15 protein-coding genes are annotated in these 17,746 nt (G+C 51.1%); 6 read left to right on the top strand and 9 right to left on the bottom strand.

What is annotated here, in order from left to right; genetic code table 11:
- Positions 1-236 precede the first annotated feature (236 nt).
- Positions 237-2,432 (top strand): malate synthase G, encoded by a 2,196-nt coding sequence (locus ACY2RQ_RS13630; protein ID WP_490113539.1) that lies wholly within the window; start codon positions 237-239, stop codon positions 2,430-2,432.
- Between the two features lie 88 nt (positions 2,433-2,520).
- On the opposite strand, the gene galE is transcribed toward ACY2RQ_RS13630, so the two are convergent.
- On the bottom strand, positions 2,521-3,657 hold the full coding sequence (gene galE / locus ACY2RQ_RS13625; RefSeq protein ID WP_490113538.1) for a UDP-glucose 4-epimerase GalE: 1,137 nt from the start codon (positions 3,655-3,657) through the stop codon (positions 2,521-2,523).
- A 207-nt stretch (positions 3,658-3,864) separates the two neighbouring features.
- Here galE and ACY2RQ_RS13620 point away from each other — a divergent pair, with 207 nt between their 5' ends.
- Together ACY2RQ_RS13620 and ACY2RQ_RS13615 are read left to right on the top strand one after the other, a co-directional pair.
- A complete protein-coding gene (locus ACY2RQ_RS13620; RefSeq protein ID WP_490113537.1) occupies positions 3,865-4,998 on the top strand; it encodes an LLM class flavin-dependent oxidoreductase in 1,134 nt (377 codons plus the stop codon).
- Between the two features lie 326 nt (positions 4,999-5,324).
- Positions 5,325-6,230, top strand: coding sequence for a hypothetical protein (locus ACY2RQ_RS13615; RefSeq protein WP_490113536.1), 906 nt, complete (start codon positions 5,325-5,327; stop codon positions 6,228-6,230).
- 11 nt (positions 6,231-6,241) lie between these two features.
- On the opposite strand, the gene ACY2RQ_RS13610 is transcribed toward ACY2RQ_RS13615, so the two are convergent.
- From ACY2RQ_RS13610 to mnmA, 4 genes are all read right to left on the bottom strand, one after another.
- Entirely contained in the window at positions 6,242-7,345 is a 1,104-nt protein-coding gene (locus ACY2RQ_RS13610; RefSeq protein WP_490113535.1) for a JmjC domain-containing protein, read from the bottom strand.
- Positions 7,346-7,440: 95 nt separating this feature from the next.
- The gene (gene purB, locus ACY2RQ_RS13605) at positions 7,441-8,805 is read right to left on the bottom strand and encodes an adenylosuccinate lyase (protein WP_490113534.1); all 1,365 of its coding nucleotides are present in this window, start codon (positions 8,803-8,805) and stop codon (positions 7,441-7,443) included.
- 122 nt (positions 8,806-8,927) lie between these two features.
- A complete protein-coding gene (hflD, locus tag ACY2RQ_RS13600) occupies positions 8,928-9,551 on the bottom strand; it encodes a high frequency lysogenization protein HflD (RefSeq protein ID WP_490113533.1) in 624 nt (207 codons plus the stop codon).
- Positions 9,552-9,611: 60 nt separating this feature from the next.
- Positions 9,612-10,724 carry a tRNA 2-thiouridine(34) synthase MnmA gene (gene mnmA, locus ACY2RQ_RS13595; RefSeq protein WP_490113532.1) on the bottom strand — a complete coding sequence of 371 codons (1,113 nt, stop codon included), beginning with the start codon at positions 10,722-10,724 and terminating at the stop codon, positions 9,612-9,614.
- A gap of 354 nt (positions 10,725-11,078) precedes the next feature.
- On the opposite strand from mnmA, the gene icd reads away from it, so the two are divergent.
- Positions 11,079-12,335 (top strand): NADP-dependent isocitrate dehydrogenase, encoded by a 1,257-nt coding sequence (gene icd, locus ACY2RQ_RS13590; RefSeq protein ID WP_490113531.1) that lies wholly within the window; start codon positions 11,079-11,081, stop codon positions 12,333-12,335.
- 366 nt (positions 12,336-12,701) lie between these two features.
- On the opposite strand, the gene ACY2RQ_RS13585 is transcribed toward icd, so the two are convergent.
- Entirely contained in the window at positions 12,702-12,980 is a 279-nt protein-coding gene (locus ACY2RQ_RS13585; RefSeq protein WP_490113530.1) for a cold-shock protein, read from the bottom strand.
- 169 nt (positions 12,981-13,149) lie between these two features.
- On the opposite strand from ACY2RQ_RS13585, the gene clpS reads away from it, so the two are divergent.
- The gene (clpS, locus tag ACY2RQ_RS13580) at positions 13,150-13,524 is read left to right on the top strand and encodes an ATP-dependent Clp protease adapter ClpS (RefSeq protein ID WP_490113529.1); all 375 of its coding nucleotides are present in this window, start codon (positions 13,150-13,152) and stop codon (positions 13,522-13,524) included.
- 25 nt (positions 13,525-13,549) lie between these two features.
- Entirely contained in the window at positions 13,550-15,832 is a 2,283-nt protein-coding gene (gene clpA, locus ACY2RQ_RS13575) for an ATP-dependent Clp protease ATP-binding subunit ClpA (RefSeq protein WP_490113528.1), read from the top strand.
- Positions 15,833-15,966: 134 nt separating this feature from the next.
- Here the strand turns inward: clpA and infA are convergent, their stop codons facing one another.
- The 3 genes from infA to aat form a co-directional block, all read right to left on the bottom strand.
- Complete coding sequence (gene infA, locus ACY2RQ_RS13570; protein ID WP_155159927.1) at positions 15,967-16,185, bottom strand: translation initiation factor IF-1; 219 nt, start codon at positions 16,183-16,185, stop codon at positions 15,967-15,969.
- A gap of 140 nt (positions 16,186-16,325) precedes the next feature.
- Positions 16,326-17,039, bottom strand: coding sequence for an arginyltransferase (locus ACY2RQ_RS13565; RefSeq protein WP_490113527.1), 714 nt, complete (start codon positions 17,037-17,039; stop codon positions 16,326-16,328).
- Positions 17,018-17,728: a leucyl/phenylalanyl-tRNA--protein transferase gene (gene aat, locus ACY2RQ_RS13560; protein ID WP_490113526.1), complete on the bottom strand. Its 711-nt coding sequence runs from the start codon at positions 17,726-17,728 to the stop codon at positions 17,018-17,020. Before aat ends, ACY2RQ_RS13565 begins: the two co-directional genes overlap by 22 nt.
- Positions 17,729-17,746: the final 18 nt, after the last annotated feature.

Below are 17,746 nucleotides of genomic sequence, written 5' to 3'. Positions count from 1 at the left end.
TACTGGTCGTTAGCCCATAAATATCCCTTTAAAACCCGGTACTTTCAGACGATTTTGCTTATGAATACGACTCAAAATACGGGAACAGTTCCACTGAGGCGCTTGGCAACAGCTGTTTTTTCAGGCATTTTTGCCGCCAATGATGAAGACCTGCGACAGAGAGGTTGCAGGCAATAAGCATAAAATAAAAACAGCGGACGAAACAGCAGCAGCTGCACAACAGACGGGGTAGCGAGATGACAGAACGTACACAGTTTGGCTCACTGCAGATTGCCAGTGTTCTTTACAATCTGGTAGAGAAAGAAATCGCGCCGGAAACCGGCGTGGAGTCCAAAGCATTCTGGACTGCCTTTGAAGCCATTGTTAACGAGCTGGGCCCGGTTAACCGTGAGCTGCTGGCCAAGCGGGACAGAATGCAGAAGCAGATTGATTCTTGGCACAAAGAGCGGCACCAGGAAAACAAACCCCACAATCCGGAAACCTACAAAGCCTTCCTGAAAGAGATCGGCTACCTGTTACCGGAAGCCCCTGACTTTAAAATCAGCACCGAAAATGTCGATGCAGAAGTCTCTACTGTCGCCGGCCCCCAGCTGGTTGTGCCGATTATGAACGCCCGCTACGCCCTGAACGCCGCCAATGCCCGCTGGGGCAGCCTGTACGACGCTCTGTACGGCACCGATGTTATTGATGAAAACGATGGCGCGGAACGCGGCGGTGCCTATAACCCCAAGCGTGGCGCGAAGGTTATCGCCTATGCCCGTAACGTCCTGGATGAGGCAGCTCCCCTGAATGGCGGCAGCCATGCAGACTCTGTCGCCTATGCCGTAAAAGAGAACCAGCTGGCAGTGAAACTGGCAGACGGTAAGGAAGTGGGCCTGAGGGAGTCTGAAGGTTTCTCCGGCTACCGTGGCGATGCTGCTTCTCCCAGTGTAATTCTTTTGAAAAACAATGGGCTGCACATTGAAATTCAGATCAATCCGGAAGGCGCGATCGGAAAAACTGATCCTGCCGGCGTAAATGACCTACTGGTTGAATCCGCGCTGACAGCCATTATGGACTGTGAAGATTCCATTGCTGCCGTAGACGCTGAAGACAAGGCCGTTGTTTACAGCAACTGGCTGGGCCTGATGAAAGGTAACCTGACAGAAACCGTAAACAAAGGCGGTAAATCTTTCACCCGCAAGCTGAATGAAGACCGTACTTACACTGCCCCGAACGGTGGAGAACTGGTGCTGCCCGGTCGCAGCCTGCTGTTTGTCCGTAATGTTGGTCACCTGATGACCAACGAAGCCATTCTCGATGGCGAGGGCAGAGAAGTACCGGAAGGTCTGATGGACGCGATGTTCACTTCCCTGATCGCTATACACGACCTGAATAAAAAAGGTGGCCTGAACAGCAACTCCCGTGAAGGCAGCGTATATATTGTTAAGCCCAAGATGCACGGTCCGGAAGAGGTGGCCTTCGCCAACACCCTGTTTAACCGGGTGGAAGATGCCCTGGGTCTGGCCCGTAATACCTTGAAGATGGGTATTATGGATGAAGAACGTCGTACAACTGTGAACCTGAAATCCTGTATCGCCGCCGCCAGCGAGCGGGTGGTGTTTATCAATACCGGTTTCCTGGACCGCACTGGTGATGAAATCCATACCTCCATGGAGGCAGGCCCCGTTGTACGCAAAGGCCCCATGAAGCAGCAGGCCTGGATCAAGGCTTACGAAGACTGGAATGTAGATACAGGTTTGGCTGCGGGCCTGAAGGGCCGCGCCCAGATCGGCAAAGGCATGTGGCCGATCCCGGACAATATGGCCGAGATGATGGAAGTGAAGATCGGTCACCCCATGGCCGGTGCCAATACCGCCTGGGTACCTTCACCTACAGCGGCTACCCTGCACGCGCTGCATTATCACAAGGTCAATGTCGCGGCCCGTCAGGATGAACTGGCCGGCCGGAAACGTGCCAGCCTGGATGACATTCTGACCCTGCCCCTACTTGACGATGACAGCCTGAAGGCTTTAGGTGCTGACGATATCCAGAACGAGCTGGATAACAACGCCCAGGGCATTCTCGGTTACGTAGTACGCTGGGTAGAGCAGGGGGTTGGCTGCTCCAAGGTTCCGGATATTAACAATGTGGGTCTGATGGAAGACCGCGCCACCCTGCGAATTTCCAGTCAGCATATGGCCAACTGGCTGCGCCACGGTGTTTGCAGTGAAGAGCAGGTGATGGAGTCACTGCGGCGCATGGCCGCTATTGTTGATCAGCAGAATGCCGGTGACCCTCTGTACCACAATATGGCTCCGGACTTTGATAACAGTGTTGCCTTTCAGGCGGCCCTTGATCTGGTGTTGAAGGGTGCTGAACAGCCCAGCGGTTACACCGAGCCTGTTCTCCATGCCCGTCGCCGGGAAGCCAAGGCCAGGCTGGAGCAGTAAACATCAACTTTAATCTGTATTAATCTGACAGACTCACCGGATAGAAAACCTGTTCGGCGAGTCTTCTGTTTTCTTTTCCCTCAGTAGCTTATTGTGCGGAAGGCTTCTTCTGATGATATTCCCAGGCAGTAATCAGCATATCTTCCAGTGTTTTTTCCGCTGTCCACCCCAGCTCCTGTTTTATTAATGTTGGATCTGATACCACGCTCTCGGCATCTCCGGGTCGACGGGCCATAAATCTGCGGACAACTTTAACTTTATTAACCTGCTCAAAAAGATTAACAACCTCCAGCACTGTTGCCCCTTCGCCTCTACCAAGGTTCCAGATTTTTATTCCCCTGTTAAAACGTTCCAACCATCCAAGAGCAGCAATATGTCCTTTGGCTACATCTTCTATATGGATGTAATCCCGCTCCGCTGTTTCATCTCGCGTACAATAATCACTTCCATAGATATCCAACTGTGGCTGCTGTCCCATCGCGACACGACAGATCACCGGTACAAGATTGGCTGGCGGTCCCGCCGGATCTTCGCCAATCAATCTACTGTGATGGGCACCAACCGGGTTAAAATATCTCAATACTGCAATTCCCCAAGCAGGATTATTCTGACTTAATTCAGCAAGCCGTTGTTCCACTTTCAATTTTGACTCCCCATAGGGGGTTGTGGGACCTGTTTCTGCGGTTTCGACCAAGCGCTGCTTTCCCGGGTGGGTTTTATAAACAGTGGCAGAAGAGCTGAATACCAGGTCATACACCCCATGGACTCCCATTGCATTTAATAGGTTAACGGTTCCTTCAAAATTGATCTTATGGTACTTAGCAGGGTCACGAACAGACTCTGCAACGGATTTCACCCCTGCCATATGAATAACCGCCATAATGGAAGGGTTTTGGACAAAAACACTATCTACATCCTGATAACTGCATATATCCCCCTTTACGACCGTGACATTTTTTCCGGTAATTCTTTCAATATTCTTAATAACCTCACTCTTGCTATTTTGAAAATTATCGAAGATTACAACGCTGTAGTTATTGTTCAGAAGCTCAACAACTGTATGGCTGCCTATAAAACCAGCCCCTCCTGTGACCAGAACGGTTTTCTGGGAATAAGAAAGAGAAGCCATTAGCAGAGTACAACCAAAGATCAGGCCGTTTAAAAGACACCTGGCCACTTTTCCGAGCAGTCTTAATTTTCCGAACAAGCTTAAACCTCGGCGCATAATCTCCTCCCACCATTACGAAAAGGAAAGGGCATAGCCTAGCAAGTCACCAGCATTTAGCAGATTTTTACAAACCCTCCTCAAAATTGACTTAGATCAATGTGTTGATTTTGTCGTTCAATAAGATAGCTGAAAGAGTGAATGAACGTTCACTTCTATAAATAAAAATACTAAACAAGAACAGAGAACAATCACAGGGAGTCAATTATGAAAGCCCACGTCCTCGTTCAGCCTTATATGCGCAAAAAGGGTGAAAGTGTAGAAAACCCCGGTGCCGATCCGGAGCGTTTTAACACCCTGCTGCAACGCACTACCGAACAGATGCAGTTTGCCGACAACAATGGCTATGCCGGCTTCTGTATGACCGAACACCACTTCCAGGTGGAAGGTGTAGAAACCACCACCAATCCGCTGCTGTGGAACCTGCATATCGCCAAGCACACCAAGAACCTGGCCGTCGGACAGGTGGGTATGGCCCTGACCGCTCACCACCCCCTGCGCCTGGCAGAAGATATGGCCATGCTGGATCATATGACCGATGGTCGTCTGTTTGTGGGCTTCGTTCGTGGCAACACCCCTCGCTGGCTGAATACCCTGGCCCAGCATCTGGATATCACCACCACCCAGTCCGACCGTTCTGAAGCGGACATGAAAAACCGCCGCCTGATGGAAGAGTCCTGGAAAATTGTGAAGAAAGCCTGGACCGAGAAAACCTTCAGCTACGACGGCGAGTTCTGGCAGATCCCCCCCAAAAATATCAAGTGGCCTTTCCCGCCCACCAAAATGTGGGGTGGTAATGCGGCCCTGAACGAAAATGACGAGCTGCAGGAAATTGGTATCGTTCCCCATCCGCGCAAGCGCCCGGGCCGCGACTTCCCGCCCCTGTACGTGCCTTTCTCCTGGTCTATGGAAACCGCCAGGTTCTGGGCCAAAGAGGGTGCCAAGCTGGTTGCGTTTGTGGCCAAGGATGAATTTATCGATACCACCATGGATATCTATATCGAAGAAGCCCACAAGCACGGCCATACCGAGCTAACCACAGGTAACACCCTGGTTCTGGGGGGTCACCTGACTATCGGCAGCAACGAGAAGCAGGCCAGCCAGCACTATGATGACTTCTCAACCCTGTTTAACACCGCTTATAACGTGCCCCCTTACAACGTGCCCATGGGGCGTGTCTGGAAGGGAACTGTCCAGCAGGTTGTTGACCAGATTGGCGCTCTGAAAGAGAAGTACGGCACTGAGGAATTCGTTTGCTGGCACCACGTAGGCTACTTCACCCAGGAAGAAGAGCTGGAAATGCTGGACAACTTCTCTCAGGTTATCAAAGCATTCAGTTGATAATCCGCCTGATATTTTAACGGATACTTTGCAGAAACTTTTGAAAAGTCACTGCGCCTTTTTTGGGGTTATCAGGTTTGCCGGTCTGGTAACCCCGTTTTTATTTTCCCGCCTCCCGTCAGTATTTGGAAAAAACACCAACATTCGTCCATATTGACTACCGCCAATCATGGTCACCCAGTAATTGTCACCCAATACCAACAGCAATCAAAAAAGGCAAGAGGAGAAAACAAGGCGTGTTTTTTTACCCTCGAAAACCCCTGAAGAACAGTGCATTCTTTCTTTTCACCGCTGTTTTACTACTATTGCCAATTGGCTCGTCCGCCATGCTCAGGCATGCAGCTGCGTCTGCAGCAGCCAGCGCAGTTTTCACTCCGGATACCTTAAAAAAACACCTGGAACATACCTTCATTCTGCCTTCGCTGGAGAATACCGCCATCAAGATGGCATCCTCAGAGATCAAACCAGATATACCTTCTTCCCATGAAGCGGCCCTCCTGCGAAACGAATTGGACAGTGAGCTGACCAGAGACACAAATACCGGCGGTTACACCCTTGTCTTGAAATATATCAGTGAAGGGATGAACTGGCTGTATCAGGATGCCGTTAACTTCAAAAAGGCTTTTCACTCCTTCTCATCAGCTCTGACTCTTTGCCAGATTCTTGGTGGTTACCAGGTTAAAGGCAAACTGGTGAACCCACCGCAGATGAAATGGCTCTATTGGCAGCTGCAGCTCTTACTGAATAATCCGGGGTTCTATGGGGGGTATGGCTGGCTGGGACATCAGGAAGCAGAAAAAATCATTAACGAACAGGACAATATGGACTTGCTGCGCCTCAGGGCTCTGGCCAACCTTCTTAACGGCTCTAATTATGCGATCACAAACTACAAAATACTGGCAGGCCTTTCCAGGTGGAAGGGGGCATTCTTGAATTTACCAGGGAAAAGCCTTTACCTGCTGTTTGTGATTCGGGCGAAACTCTACAAAATCCGGCAGCTACTTCTTAAGGGGGGGTATGCTGAAGGGGTACGTGAGATTCTGACAGAGACGAAGACTCACTTGAAAGAAGCTCTGACCCTGCCAGATTTACAGTACCCAAGCGCCAGAAAAGCCCTTGAGGACGCGGTTCAGATTTCCGATGAATATCAAGCCAGAATAGACTCCCCCTCCTCTGAAAGCTGGCCACTGCGACCTTTCCTTTTGCAGCAACAGCCACAGGGCCTGAAATGATATTTTTTCTATCACAAGAATGCTTCAATCTCTCCCAGCCAAAGGATAATCTCTTCTCCAAGTGTGCGACGGACATGCTCTGACAGCAGCCTGTCAGCACACAACTGTTGAACTGCCGTTTCTGTTTCTGCAGGCAGGCATTTCATCTCACCATTCACATACAGATTTATACTGCCATTTCCATTTCGAAACCAGGCAATACGGGAACCACTGGTCAACATGGATCTGTCTTCACAGACCGTATCGCCAACTGAATCAGGGTACTTGGGCGCGGTCATATGCCTGCCCAGCCACTTGGCTATCACCTCTGGCTGTTGAACAGTCTGCAGAAGAATATTCTGCACACGGGTAACGACATCTGAAGTTATTTCCCCGGGAGATGACTGCAGAGCCAGGTCCGGGTCTGCATAGCGCATCTGCTCATTCATGGTTTCCGCTACAAAGTGGGAGAAGTCACCCAGGATTTCCGCCTTTGACGGAGCCCGGAAGCCAATGGAACAGGTAATGCAGTTATCGCCTACAGCTTCACCCCAATGGGCGATACAGGGAGGCAGATATAACATATCTCCGGGATTCAGAACCCACCCGCCACTTTCCTGAAAATACTCAAGCAGTTTCAGGGCATCGGTATCCATAAGGGGAGAATTATCGTCACAGTGCTGCCCGATACGCCAGTGACGCTGACCCTCAGCCTGCAACAGAAAAACATCGTAATTATCAAAGTGGGGGCCGACACCGCCGCCATCCACCGCATAGCTGATCATCAAATCATCCTGTCGCCAGTCAGGGATAAACCGGAACTGTTCCAGTAACTTTCTGGCCTCCGGCTCCCAGTGATCAACCGCCTGAACCAGCAGGGTCCAGTGGGAAGAGGGCAGGGAGGTAAAGTCCTTACTGGTAAACGGGCCTCTTTTACACTGCCAGTCTTTGTCCTGGCCAATAACCAGCCGGGACTCTATCTCCTCTTCGCAGGCCAGACCTGCCAGTTCATCACCAGAAAGAGGCGACTGAAAACCGGGCATGGCATTGCGAATCAGCAGGGGCTTTTTCTGCCAGTAATCCCGTAGAAACTCTTCAGGAGTATGATGGCCGAGAGGTGAGGACTGTTTTGTCATTATCTGCGCTCTGTAATAGCTGACGTAATATTCTGAATATCCATAGAAAAAGGAGAGCCGAAGCTCTCCTTTATAACCCTGATTTAAGATAAAGATCAGATTTTACGGGCCTGCTCTTCAGCATTACCGATATAGCTGGCCGGGGTCATAGCCTTCAGGGCATCCTTCGCTTCCCGGGGCATATCCAGCTGATCGACAAAAGCCATCATGGCATCACGGGTAATAACCTTGCCACGGGTAAAGGCTTTCAGTTTTTCATAGGGTTCTTCAATAGCGTAGCGACGCATAACGGTTTGAACCGGCTCCGCCATTACTTCCCAGGCGTTATCCAGATCTTCAGACAGACGCTCGGCATTCACCTGCAGCTTGCTGATTCCTTTCAGGCTGGCTTCATAGGCAATCAGGCTGTAAGCCAGACCAACACCCATATTGCGCAGCACGGTGGAATCCGTCAGGTCTCGCTGCCAGCGGGACACAGGCAGTTTCACCGCCATATGTTCCAGCACAGCATTAGCCAGGCCGAGGTTACCTTCGGAGTTTTCAAAGTCGATAGGGTTTACCTTGTGGGGCATGGTGGAGGAACCCACTTCACCGGCAATAGTGTGCTGCTTAAAGTAACCCATGGAGATATAACCCCAGACATCCCGGTCAAAATCGATCAGAATGGTGTTGAAACGACGCACGACATCGAACAGTTCAGCAATATAGTCATGGGGTTCAATCTGGATAGTATAGGGGTTAAAGGTCAGCCCCAGGGATTCAATAAACCCCTGAGCATTGGCTTCCCAGTCAATATCCGGGTAGGTCGCAAGGTGGGCATTGTAGTTACCAACCGCACCATTGATTTTACCCAGCAGGGGAACCTGGTCCAGCTGCTCCAGTTGACGCTGAAGGCGATAGGCGACGTTGGCCATTTCCTTGCCCAGGGTAGTGGGGGAGGCTGTCTGGCCATGGGTGCGGCTCAGCATGGGCACAGCAGCATGCTCGTGAGCCAGGGCACGAATAGCTTCTACGACCTTACCCATGGTAGCGGCAATCACTTCCCGGCCCTGTTTCAGCATCAGACCGTGGGACAGATTGTTAATATCTTCGGAGGTGCAGGCGAAGTGAACAAACTCCAAGGCCCTGGTCAACTCCGGATTCTGCCTCATCTGCTCTTTCAGGAAATATTCTACGGCTTTGACATCATGGTTGGTGGTGCGCTCAATGGCTTTGATTTGAGCTGCGTCATCAACGGAGAAGCTGCTGACAATACCGTCCAGAAGAACATTGGCTTCATCGCTGAAAGCCGGCAGTTCGGCTACCTGCCTGTGCTGGCTGAGGCGCTGCAGCCAGCGTACCTCCACTTCAACACGGGCCTTGATCAACCCGTATTCGCTGAACATATCTCTCAGCACGCAGGTCTTGCTGCCGTAGCGGCCATCGACGGGGGAAATTGCAGTAAGCGATGACAGTTCCATTGGGTGACCCTTGTCAGTGCTGTTCATAAGTTATAAGTATGCGCCTAGCGCGAGCGGGGCGCATCCTACAGCAAAACAGCGAAAAAATCTGCCCCTCAGTATTCATCCTCACTCAACCTGGTTTAACTCTGGCCTTTCAGCAGCCTTGAGGTTTCCGCCAGCATGGACTTTCGGGCAAACACCAGATGCCAGCGACGGCCGCCCACCTGGCGCCAGAGAATGGCGGAACGTACTCCCGCTAGCAAAGCCGCACGGATTTTATTGGCGCTGGCGGGATTCTGGAGATGGCGGACATCACCGGTTACCTGCACCCGGGTTTTAAAGGTGCTGATGGTCTCGAGGTAAACCCCTGCCAGACTGGCAAGAATATTTTCATGAAGAGGTTCAAAGTGTGCCAGCTGGCCGCTGGCCTTATCGATACCCGCGCCAATTTTATTCATCATATCCCTGTTATTGCGTAGTTTACGCTCGATATGGATCAGGGTCAGGGCATAACGAATGGTGTCCGAACGAACCACATCGGCATTACGCTCCAGCAGTCCCCGCAGGGTTCTCAGGCCAGGCTGGACATTCCAGGCCCCTCCATAAACCTCTGCCACATTCTTGGGATTGGTGACAAAGATACTGTTTATACAGGTTTCTATGGTATCGGCCGGAGCGAGAGAGGTATGGGCAATTTTCTCCACCACCCCGCAGGCCTGAAAAATGCCTGCGAGGGCAAGGGTTCGGTCGGATTCAGTGTGCATCACAGCTTCAGATAATCCTGTTTATCCTGGGTCGTCATGAGTTTTCGTTCAGTCGGAAATTCAGCTGGCCTGATCAAGAGAGGCATGACGCTGCTCAATAACACCGCCGCCCAGACAGATATCACCGTCATAAAAGACCACAGACTGGCCGGGGGTTACCGCACGCTGGGGTTCGTCAAAAACCACCAGGTAACGGCCATCACTGCCACGCTGAAGGGTACAGGCCTGGTCCCTCTGACGATAACGCACCTTAGCCATTAATCGTGCCGGCAACTCGGGTTCACCGTTAATCCAGTAAATAGTATCAGCGGATAGGGCTGAGGAGAACAACATAGGGTGGTTGTTACCCTGACCAACAATCAGTACATTTCTTTCAAGGTCTTTTTCCAGCACATACCAGGGTTCTTCACTGGCGTTTTTCAAGCCGCCAATACCCAAACCCTGTCGCTGACCAATGGTGTGGTACATCAGGCCATGATGCTCACCAATCACTTCACCTTCCGTTGTCTCAATCATGCCGGGCCGGGCGGGCAGGTATTGCTTGAGGAAATCCCGAAAACGACGTTCGCCGATAAAACAGATGCCGGTGCTGTCTTTCTTATTAAACGTCACCAGTCCATGTTTTTCAGCGATGTCACGCACTTCACTTTTCTCCAGCTCGCCAACAGGAAACAGGGTTCTGGCCAGCTCTTTTTCACCCACGGCATGGAGGAAGTAACTCTGATCCTTGTTGTTATCCAGACCTTTGCGCATCAGGCAGCGGCTAGTGGTGTCATCCCGCCGAACATAATGGCCTGTGGCAATATAATCCGCTCCCAGTTCGAGGGCATAATCCAGGAATGCCTTAAATTTTATTTCCCGGTTGCAGAGAATATCGGGATTTGGCGTGCGTCCGGCACGGTACTCTTCCAGAAAGTGTTCAAAGACATTGTCCCAATACTCAGCGGCAAAGTTGGCTTGGTGCAGATGGATGCCCAGCTTGTCACAGACTTTCTGGGCATCGGTGAGGTCTTCCCGGGCGGTACAGTATTCTGTCCCGTCGTCTTCTTCCCAGTTTTTCATAAACAGACCCTCCACCTGATAACCCTGCTCCATCAGCAGAAGGGCGGAGACAGAAGAATCAACACCGCCGGACATACCGACAATGACACGGGTCTGGGAGTTTTCAGTCATAGAAATGCGTTCTGAGTCATCTGATGTTGTTAAACCGTCCTATTCTATGCAACGGCAGATGCACGTCCACAAGAATAAGCCCCTAACAGCAAAATAATGGGGCCAGAATTTGGAAATGCCGGGTTCAATTACAAAGCATCAACAGGCTTTGGGATCTTGTGAATAAATGTAGTTTTGTAACATGGCGCATTTATTATTGCTTAAGTTTACGGTATCTTTTACCGCCAATACGGTTTGCCTAACCAGAATTTGAAATAAAGGCAACCGGAATGTAGCAAAACTACAAGAATATCAAGAACGTCGGAGAACAAATCACTACTTCGGCGCCACACATTCCACATAACGGAGTTAAGAATGGGATACCAGAAGATCACGGTACCTTCCGATGGTGACAAAATTACCGTTAACGCTGATCTCTCACTGAATGTTCCCAACCATCCCGTCATCCCTTTCATCGAAGGTGACGGTATTGGCGTGGACGTAACTCCCGCCATGCTAAAGGTTGTTGACGCAGCTGTTGAGAAGTCTTACGGCGGTAAGCGTTCCATCGTCTGGATGGAAGTTTACACCGGTGAAAAAGCCACCAAAGTATACGGCCCCGATGTCTGGATGCCGGAAGAAACCCTGGAAGTGCTCCAAGAGTATGTTATCAGCATTAAAGGCCCGCTGACCACACCCGTAGGCGGTGGCATCCGTTCCCTGAACGTAGCACTGCGTCAGAAGCTGGATCTGTACGCCTGTATCCGCCCCGTGCGCTGGTTCGAGGGTGTACCCAGCCCGGTCACCAGCCCTGAAAAAACCGACATGGTGATCTTCCGTGAGAACTCTGAAGACATCTATGCCGGTATTGAGTGGGAAGCTAACAGCCCCGAAGCCCAGAAGCTGATCACTTTCCTGAAAGAAGAGATGGGCGTGACCAAGATCCGCTTTGACGAAGGCTGTGGCATCGGTATCAAGCCGGTCTCCAAAGAGGGTACCCAGCGCCTGGTGCGCAAGGCCATCCAGCACGCCATCGACAATGATCTGCCCTCCGTGACCCTGGTTCACAAGGGTAACATCATGAAGTTTACCGAAGGTGCCTTTAAGGACTGGGGTTATGAGCTGGCCGCTGAACGTTTTGGTGCCAAGCCCCTGGACGGTGGCCCCTGGCACACCCTGACCAATCCGAAAACCGGTAATGAAATTATCATCAAAGACGTGATTGCTGATGCCTTTCTGCAGCAGATCCTGATGCGTCCCGATGAGTACTCCGTTATTGCCACCCTGAACCTGAACGGTGACTATATCTCCGACGCCCTGGCGGCTGAGGTTGGTGGTATTGGTATCGCACCCGGTGCTAATATCGGCGGCAGCGTTGCTATCTTCGAAGCCACCCACGGTACCGCGCCTAAGTACGCTGGCCAGGACAAGGTCAATCCCGGCTCCTTGATCCTCTCTGCGGAGATGATGCTTCGTCACATGGGCTGGACAGAAGCTGCTGACCTGATCCTGAAGGGCATGGAAGGGGCTATTGAAGCCAAGACCGTAACCTACGATTTTGAACGTCTGATGCCGGATGCCACTCTGCTGAAGTGCTCCGAGTTTGCTGACGCCATTGTTGAAAAAATGTAGGCATCTTTTAACAGTGGGGCCTCAGGCCCCACTGTTAAGTAATGCTGCTCTGCCGATAACCCTCCCGGAATTATTCAGCCATACCTATTCTCACGCCTATCCTGATGTGTATCGGACATACTGAATTTATTATCCGTTGTGGAATCATGGTGAGAATGACCAGATTCAAGTAATAGCCAGAAAAACTTGCTTGTAGCCCAAAGTCGCCCAAAATGGTAGCAACACATCGAAAGGGTATAGGCAAGCTCTCAGCAGGAGATGAAAAACCACTGATATAAAAAGACTGCAGAAAGGAGGGGCGTAGTAGCGACCAAACCCCTTTGATGAGATTCTCAGCTCATAAGCATTGAGTGAAGCGGTTTCTTTTCATGATTCTGTGTATTCTTCCGGTTGGGAGACGGACTCAGCTACTGGAGCCGACTCAGCGCCTTCTTCGGAAAGAATGCCGATGTTGATTGCGTGCAGTCCCTTGGGTCCCTGGATAATCTCGTAGCTGACTTCCTGTCCCGCCTTGAGAGTTTTGTAGCCTTCCATGTTAATGGATGAGTAATGGACAAACAGATCTTCTCCCTTTCCGTTTTCACCCGGGAGGATGAATCCATAACCCTTGGCATTATTGAACCACTTCACTTTTCCTGTTGGCATCGTTATATCCCTCTCTACTCCTGATGCTTTCTTTTTTTTGGTGTTATTATTCTTGTTCCCCATATCCTATGGGAAGGAACTAGTTTTAGGCATGTAGCAACGAGTGTCAAGCATATGTCAAGGGTCACCCCATGGCGCTCCCAGTTAACCCGAATAATGTGACAGTACGTTGACAGATTACAGCATAAGTTTACTCGAGAAGATTCGGCTATCCTTAGACAAAGATCATCAACCAGAAAATGACGACGATGGCGGAGTAGCCGTTGCAACAGCCAAACCAAAGCTGCAGCAGCCACCGAAATACCGTGTCATACTGATGAATGATGATTACACACCTATGGATTTCGTTGTCGAGATTCTTGAGCAGTTTTTCAGGATGTCCAGGGACAGGGCAACACAGGTCATGCTGACGGTGCATACCCAGGGATCGGCTGTATGCGGTGTCTACACGCGAGACGTAGCAGAAACGCGTGCAGAGCAGGTGAACCGATATGCTCGGGAACATCAGCATCCCCTGATGTGCAAGGCTCAAAAGGCCAGTTAATAAACGCTTCATCGGGCTTATTAAAATGCTAAACAAAGATCTCGAACAAACGCTTAATACCGCTTTCCGTGAAGCTCGCAGCAAACGGCATGAGTTTATGACCGTCGAGCACCTGCTGCTGGCCTTGCTGGATAATGTTTCGGCGGTCGATGTGCTGGAGGCCTGCGGTGCCGATATCCAACAGCTCAGGGAAGAACTGACCAAATTTATAGACTCTACAACGCCTCTTATCCCTGTCGGGGATGATGAGCGGGAAACCCAGCCCACCTTGGGCTTCCAGCGGGTACTGCAGCGGGCTGTATTCCATGTCCAGAGTTCTGGCAAAAAAGAGGTGAATGGTGCCAATGTCCTGGTGGCCATTTTCAGCGAGCAGGAAAGCCAGGCCGTCTACTTCCTTAAGCAACAGGAAATCGCCCGTATCGATGTGGTCAATTATATTGCCCACGGCATTTCCAAGGTTCCCGGACACCAGGGCGCTGAAACCATCGGCCAGGAAATGGCTGAAGAAACCGCAGATCCGGAAAACCAGGGTGCCCGACCGCTGGACTCTTACACCCTCAACCTGAATGAACAGGCCAAGATTGGCAAGATCGACCCCCTGATCGGCCGGGACCAGGAAGTTGAGCGGGTTTCCCAGATTCTTACCCGTCGCCGCAAGAACAACCCTTTGCTTGTGGGTGAAGCCGGTGTTGGTAAAACAGCTGTCGCAGAAGGCCTGGCCAAGCGCATTGTGGATGGTGAAGTTCCTGAGATTCTCAAAGGTTGCACCGTTTACTCCCTTGACCTCGGTGCGTTGCTGGCGGGCACCAAATACCGTGGTGATTTTGAGAAACGCTTCAAGCAGCTTCTCTCTGAACTGCGACGGAAAGAGGGCGCAATCCTCTTTATTGATGAAATTCATACGATTATCGGTGCCGGTGCTGCTTCTGGCGGAGTTATGGATGCCTCCAACCTGCTTAAGCCGCTACTGACATCCGGCGAACTTCGCTGCATTGGCTCAACAACCTTCCAGGAATTCCGGGGTATCTTTGAGAAGGACAGGGCGCTGGCCCGCCGCTTCCAGAAGGTCGATATCCAGGAACCAAATGTTGAGGATACCTTCGAAATCCTGATGGGCCTCAAACCCAAGTTCGAGGAACATCACGAAATTACCTATGAGCGCGACGCCATGCGCGCTGCTGCGGAACTGGCCGACCGCTACATCAATGATCGCCATATGCCTGACAAAGCCATTGATGTGATTGATGAAGCTGGTGCCTATCAGCGTCTCCAGAGCAAAGAAGACCGTAAAGACGTTATCGGGGTGCAGGATGTTGAGGCCATTGTCTCCAAGATGGCGCGCATTCCTCCCAAGTCGGTCTCTGCGTCCGACAAAGAACTACTGGAGAAGCTGCCCCGTAACCTGAAGATGACTATCTTCGGCCAGGATGAGGCTATCTCCGCGCTGACCACCAATATTCGCCTGTCCCGTGCCGGCCTTAAGCCCAACGAAAAGCCCGTTGGCTGCTTCCTCTTTGCCGGCCCCACCGGGGTGGGCAAAACGGAAGTCTGCAAGCAACTGGCCAAATCCATGGGTATTGAGCTGGTGCGCTTTGATATGTCCGAATATATGGAGCGTCATACGGTCTCCAGGCTGATAGGCGCGCCTCCCGGCTATGTGGGCTTTGACCAGGGCGGCCTGCTGACAGAAGCCATCAACAAGACGCCTCACTGCGTCCTCCTGCTTGACGAGATTGAGAAAGGTCACCCGGATGTCTTTAATCTGCTGCTGCAGGTGATGGATCACGGCACCCTGACCGATAATAACGGGCGCAAAGCGGACTTCCGCAATGTTATCCTGGTCATGACCACCAATGCCGGCGCGGAGATGATGAACCGCTCCTCCATTGGCTTTGTTGAACAGGATCATGCCACCGACGGTATGGAAGCCATCAAGAAAACCTTTACACCGGAATTCCGTAACCGCCTGGATTCTGTTATCCAGTTCAACCCGCTGTCAACAGGGGTAATCGCCAGCGTGGTAGACAAACAGCTGACGGAGCTGCAGGCCCAGCTGGATGAGCGGAAGGTTCAGATTGAGGTCAACAAGGCTGCCCGTGAGTGGCTGGCCGAGAAGGGTTACGACAAGTTGATGGGCGCGCGCCCGATGGCGCGTCTGGTGCAGGATCAGATCAAGAAATCCCTGGCGGAAGATATTCTGTTCGGCAAGTTGATTAACGGCGGCGTAGTCAAGATAGGCATAAAGGATGAAAAGCTTTCCTTCAAAATTGAACCTGCCAAAGAACCTGCTTCAGATGTAACGGAATAACGGAAACAGCTTTTTAAAAAAATCAGTCCAGAAAAATAAAACGGGAGGCATAAAACCTCCCGTTTTTTTCAGCCGATTTACCGGTGATAAGCGCAATAACAGCAGATTCGAGTGACGAACCGCAGGCAGTAAACTTATCGGGCGCGGTAAACAATACGAGCCTTGTTCAGGTCGTAGGGCGTCAGCTCCACACGAACCTTGTCACCAGTCAGAATGCGGATGTAGTTCTTGCGCATTTTGCCGGAAATATGGGCGGTCACTACGTGTCCGTTTTCCAGCTCAACACGGAACATGGTGTTAGGAAGAGTGTCAACAACCACGCCTTCCATTTCAATAGACTCTTCTTTCGCCATTCGGCTCCTACCTCATTGCACAGAAATAATAAGACTTAAATAAATACTGCTGATATGGCTCTAAAAATCAGTCGAACCAGGACTACAAAGAAATTTGGCGTGCATTCTGCACGAAATCCGGACAATTGGCAAAGAATGCCTCAGGGGATTAACTCTCTCCACACACCGTTATCGAGAATTTCCTGGGATGGGAAACCAGTTTTATAACTCATCTTTCGGCAGTTCTTGATCCAGTACCCCATATACAGGTAGGGAAGCTTAGCCTCTCGGGCTGCCATAATCTGTCGCAGCACAAAATAGACGCCCAGACTGCGCTTAACACTATCCGGGCAGAAAAAACTGTAAACCGCAGACAGGGAGCCTGGCAAATGGTCAGTAACTGCTACACCCAGCAGTCTTCCATCCTTACGGAAATTCCAGAAATGGGTGTATCCCGTATCAACTCCAAGAAACTCATTAAACTGCTTCGCAGACGGAGGAAACATATCACCATCTTTATGCCGGATATTGATATAACGGCGGTAAAGACGGTAGTTCTCCAGGGTCACCTCAGGCCTTGTTAACACCAATTGAAGATCAGCATTGCGGTTCAGAATTTTTCTCTGGGTTCTGTTTGGTTTGAAGTCTTCAACCCGCACCCTCAGGGAAATACAGGCGGAACACCCCAGGCAGTGGGGCCGATAGGTATGCATACCGCTACGTCGAAAACCCAGCTCGGAAAAATATTCCGCCAGGGAGGCATCCACCAGCAGTCGAGGATCAATAAACTGTGTTGATGCTTTTTCACCGGGCAGATAGCTGCAGGGGTGAATACCCGTCTCATAGAGCTTTATCAACCGTTCCTGTTGAGCCATTGGTCAGCCTCTGTAGGAATATCCAATCGTTGTTGTTGGCCGGCAGATAAGTCCCTGACCCGCTTTAGAAACAGAGAACGGGGTTGCAGCCTCGCCCCCAGACTTTCCAGATGTGGTGTGTGAACCTGGCAGTCCACCAGATCATAACAGCCGGAAGCCATTAATCCCGCCAGCGCCAGTTTGGAAGCATTACTCTGGTAACTGAACATGGATTCCCCAAAAAACACCCGACCAAGGGCTACGCCATACAAACCACCAGCCAGTTCACCCTTGTCATTCCAGATTTCAACCGAATGGGCATAACCCGCCTGGTGAAGTGCACAATAGGCTTCCTGCATTTCACTGGTAATCCAAGTACCATCCTGATCATAGCGGGGAACATCCGCGCATGCCTGAATCACCTCTGAAAAACAATGGTTTGCCGTAACCTGTCCAACGGAACGCTTGATCACTTTGGCAAGACTACGGGAAATATGCAGAGTGTTGGGAGTCAGCACCATACGGGGGTCCGGTGACCACCAGAGTATTTTCTGTTCCTCACTAAACCAGGGAAATATCCCTTGGCCGTATGCGCTCTTTAGTGTTTCCAGCTCCAGGTTACCACCGGCGCACAACAGACCATCGGGCTCCCGCAGAGCCAGCTCTGCAGGGGGGAAAACCGGATCATGCTCGTCTAACCATAAAATCATGAAACCCGCAGAACACCT

The organism is Parendozoicomonas sp. 209JJ7-1 (assembly GCF_058147085.1).
The sequence above is the reverse complement of the archived record's forward strand: the minus strand, read 5'-3'. Positions and strand labels throughout refer to the sequence as shown.

Excerpts from the sequence above, each read along its gene's own strand:
- ACY2RQ_RS13630 (WP_490113539.1), top strand. The coding sequence starts at position 237 with ATGACAGAACGTACACAGTTTGGCTCACTGCAGATTGCCAGTGTTCTT.
- galE (WP_490113538.1), bottom strand. The coding sequence starts at position 3,657 with ATGCGCCGAGGTTTAAGCTTGTTCGGAAAATTAAGACTGCTCGGAAAA.
- ACY2RQ_RS13620 (WP_490113537.1), top strand. The coding sequence starts at position 3,865 with ATGAAAGCCCACGTCCTCGTTCAGCCTTATATGCGCAAAAAGGGTGAA.
- ACY2RQ_RS13615 (WP_490113536.1), top strand. The coding sequence starts at position 5,325 with ATGCTCAGGCATGCAGCTGCGTCTGCAGCAGCCAGCGCAGTTTTCACT.
- ACY2RQ_RS13610 (WP_490113535.1), bottom strand. The coding sequence starts at position 7,345 with ATGACAAAACAGTCCTCACCTCTCGGCCATCATACTCCTGAAGAGTTT.
- purB (WP_490113534.1), bottom strand. The coding sequence starts at position 8,805 with ATGGAACTGTCATCGCTTACTGCAATTTCCCCCGTCGATGGCCGCTAC.
- hflD (WP_490113533.1), bottom strand. The coding sequence starts at position 9,551 with ATGCACACTGAATCCGACCGAACCCTTGCCCTCGCAGGCATTTTTCAG.
- mnmA (WP_490113532.1), bottom strand. The coding sequence starts at position 10,724 with ATGACTGAAAACTCCCAGACCCGTGTCATTGTCGGTATGTCCGGCGGT.
- icd (WP_490113531.1), top strand. The coding sequence starts at position 11,079 with ATGGGATACCAGAAGATCACGGTACCTTCCGATGGTGACAAAATTACC.
- ACY2RQ_RS13585 (WP_490113530.1), bottom strand. The coding sequence starts at position 12,980 with ATGCCAACAGGAAAAGTGAAGTGGTTCAATAATGCCAAGGGTTATGGA.
- clpA (WP_490113528.1), top strand. The coding sequence starts at position 13,550 with ATGCTAAACAAAGATCTCGAACAAACGCTTAATACCGCTTTCCGTGAA.
- infA (WP_155159927.1), bottom strand. The coding sequence starts at position 16,185 with ATGGCGAAAGAAGAGTCTATTGAAATGGAAGGCGTGGTTGTTGACACT.
- ACY2RQ_RS13565 (WP_490113527.1), bottom strand. The coding sequence starts at position 17,039 with ATGGCTCAACAGGAACGGTTGATAAAGCTCTATGAGACGGGTATTCAC.
- aat (WP_490113526.1), bottom strand. The coding sequence starts at position 17,728 with ATGATTTTATGGTTAGACGAGCATGATCCGGTTTTCCCCCCTGCAGAG.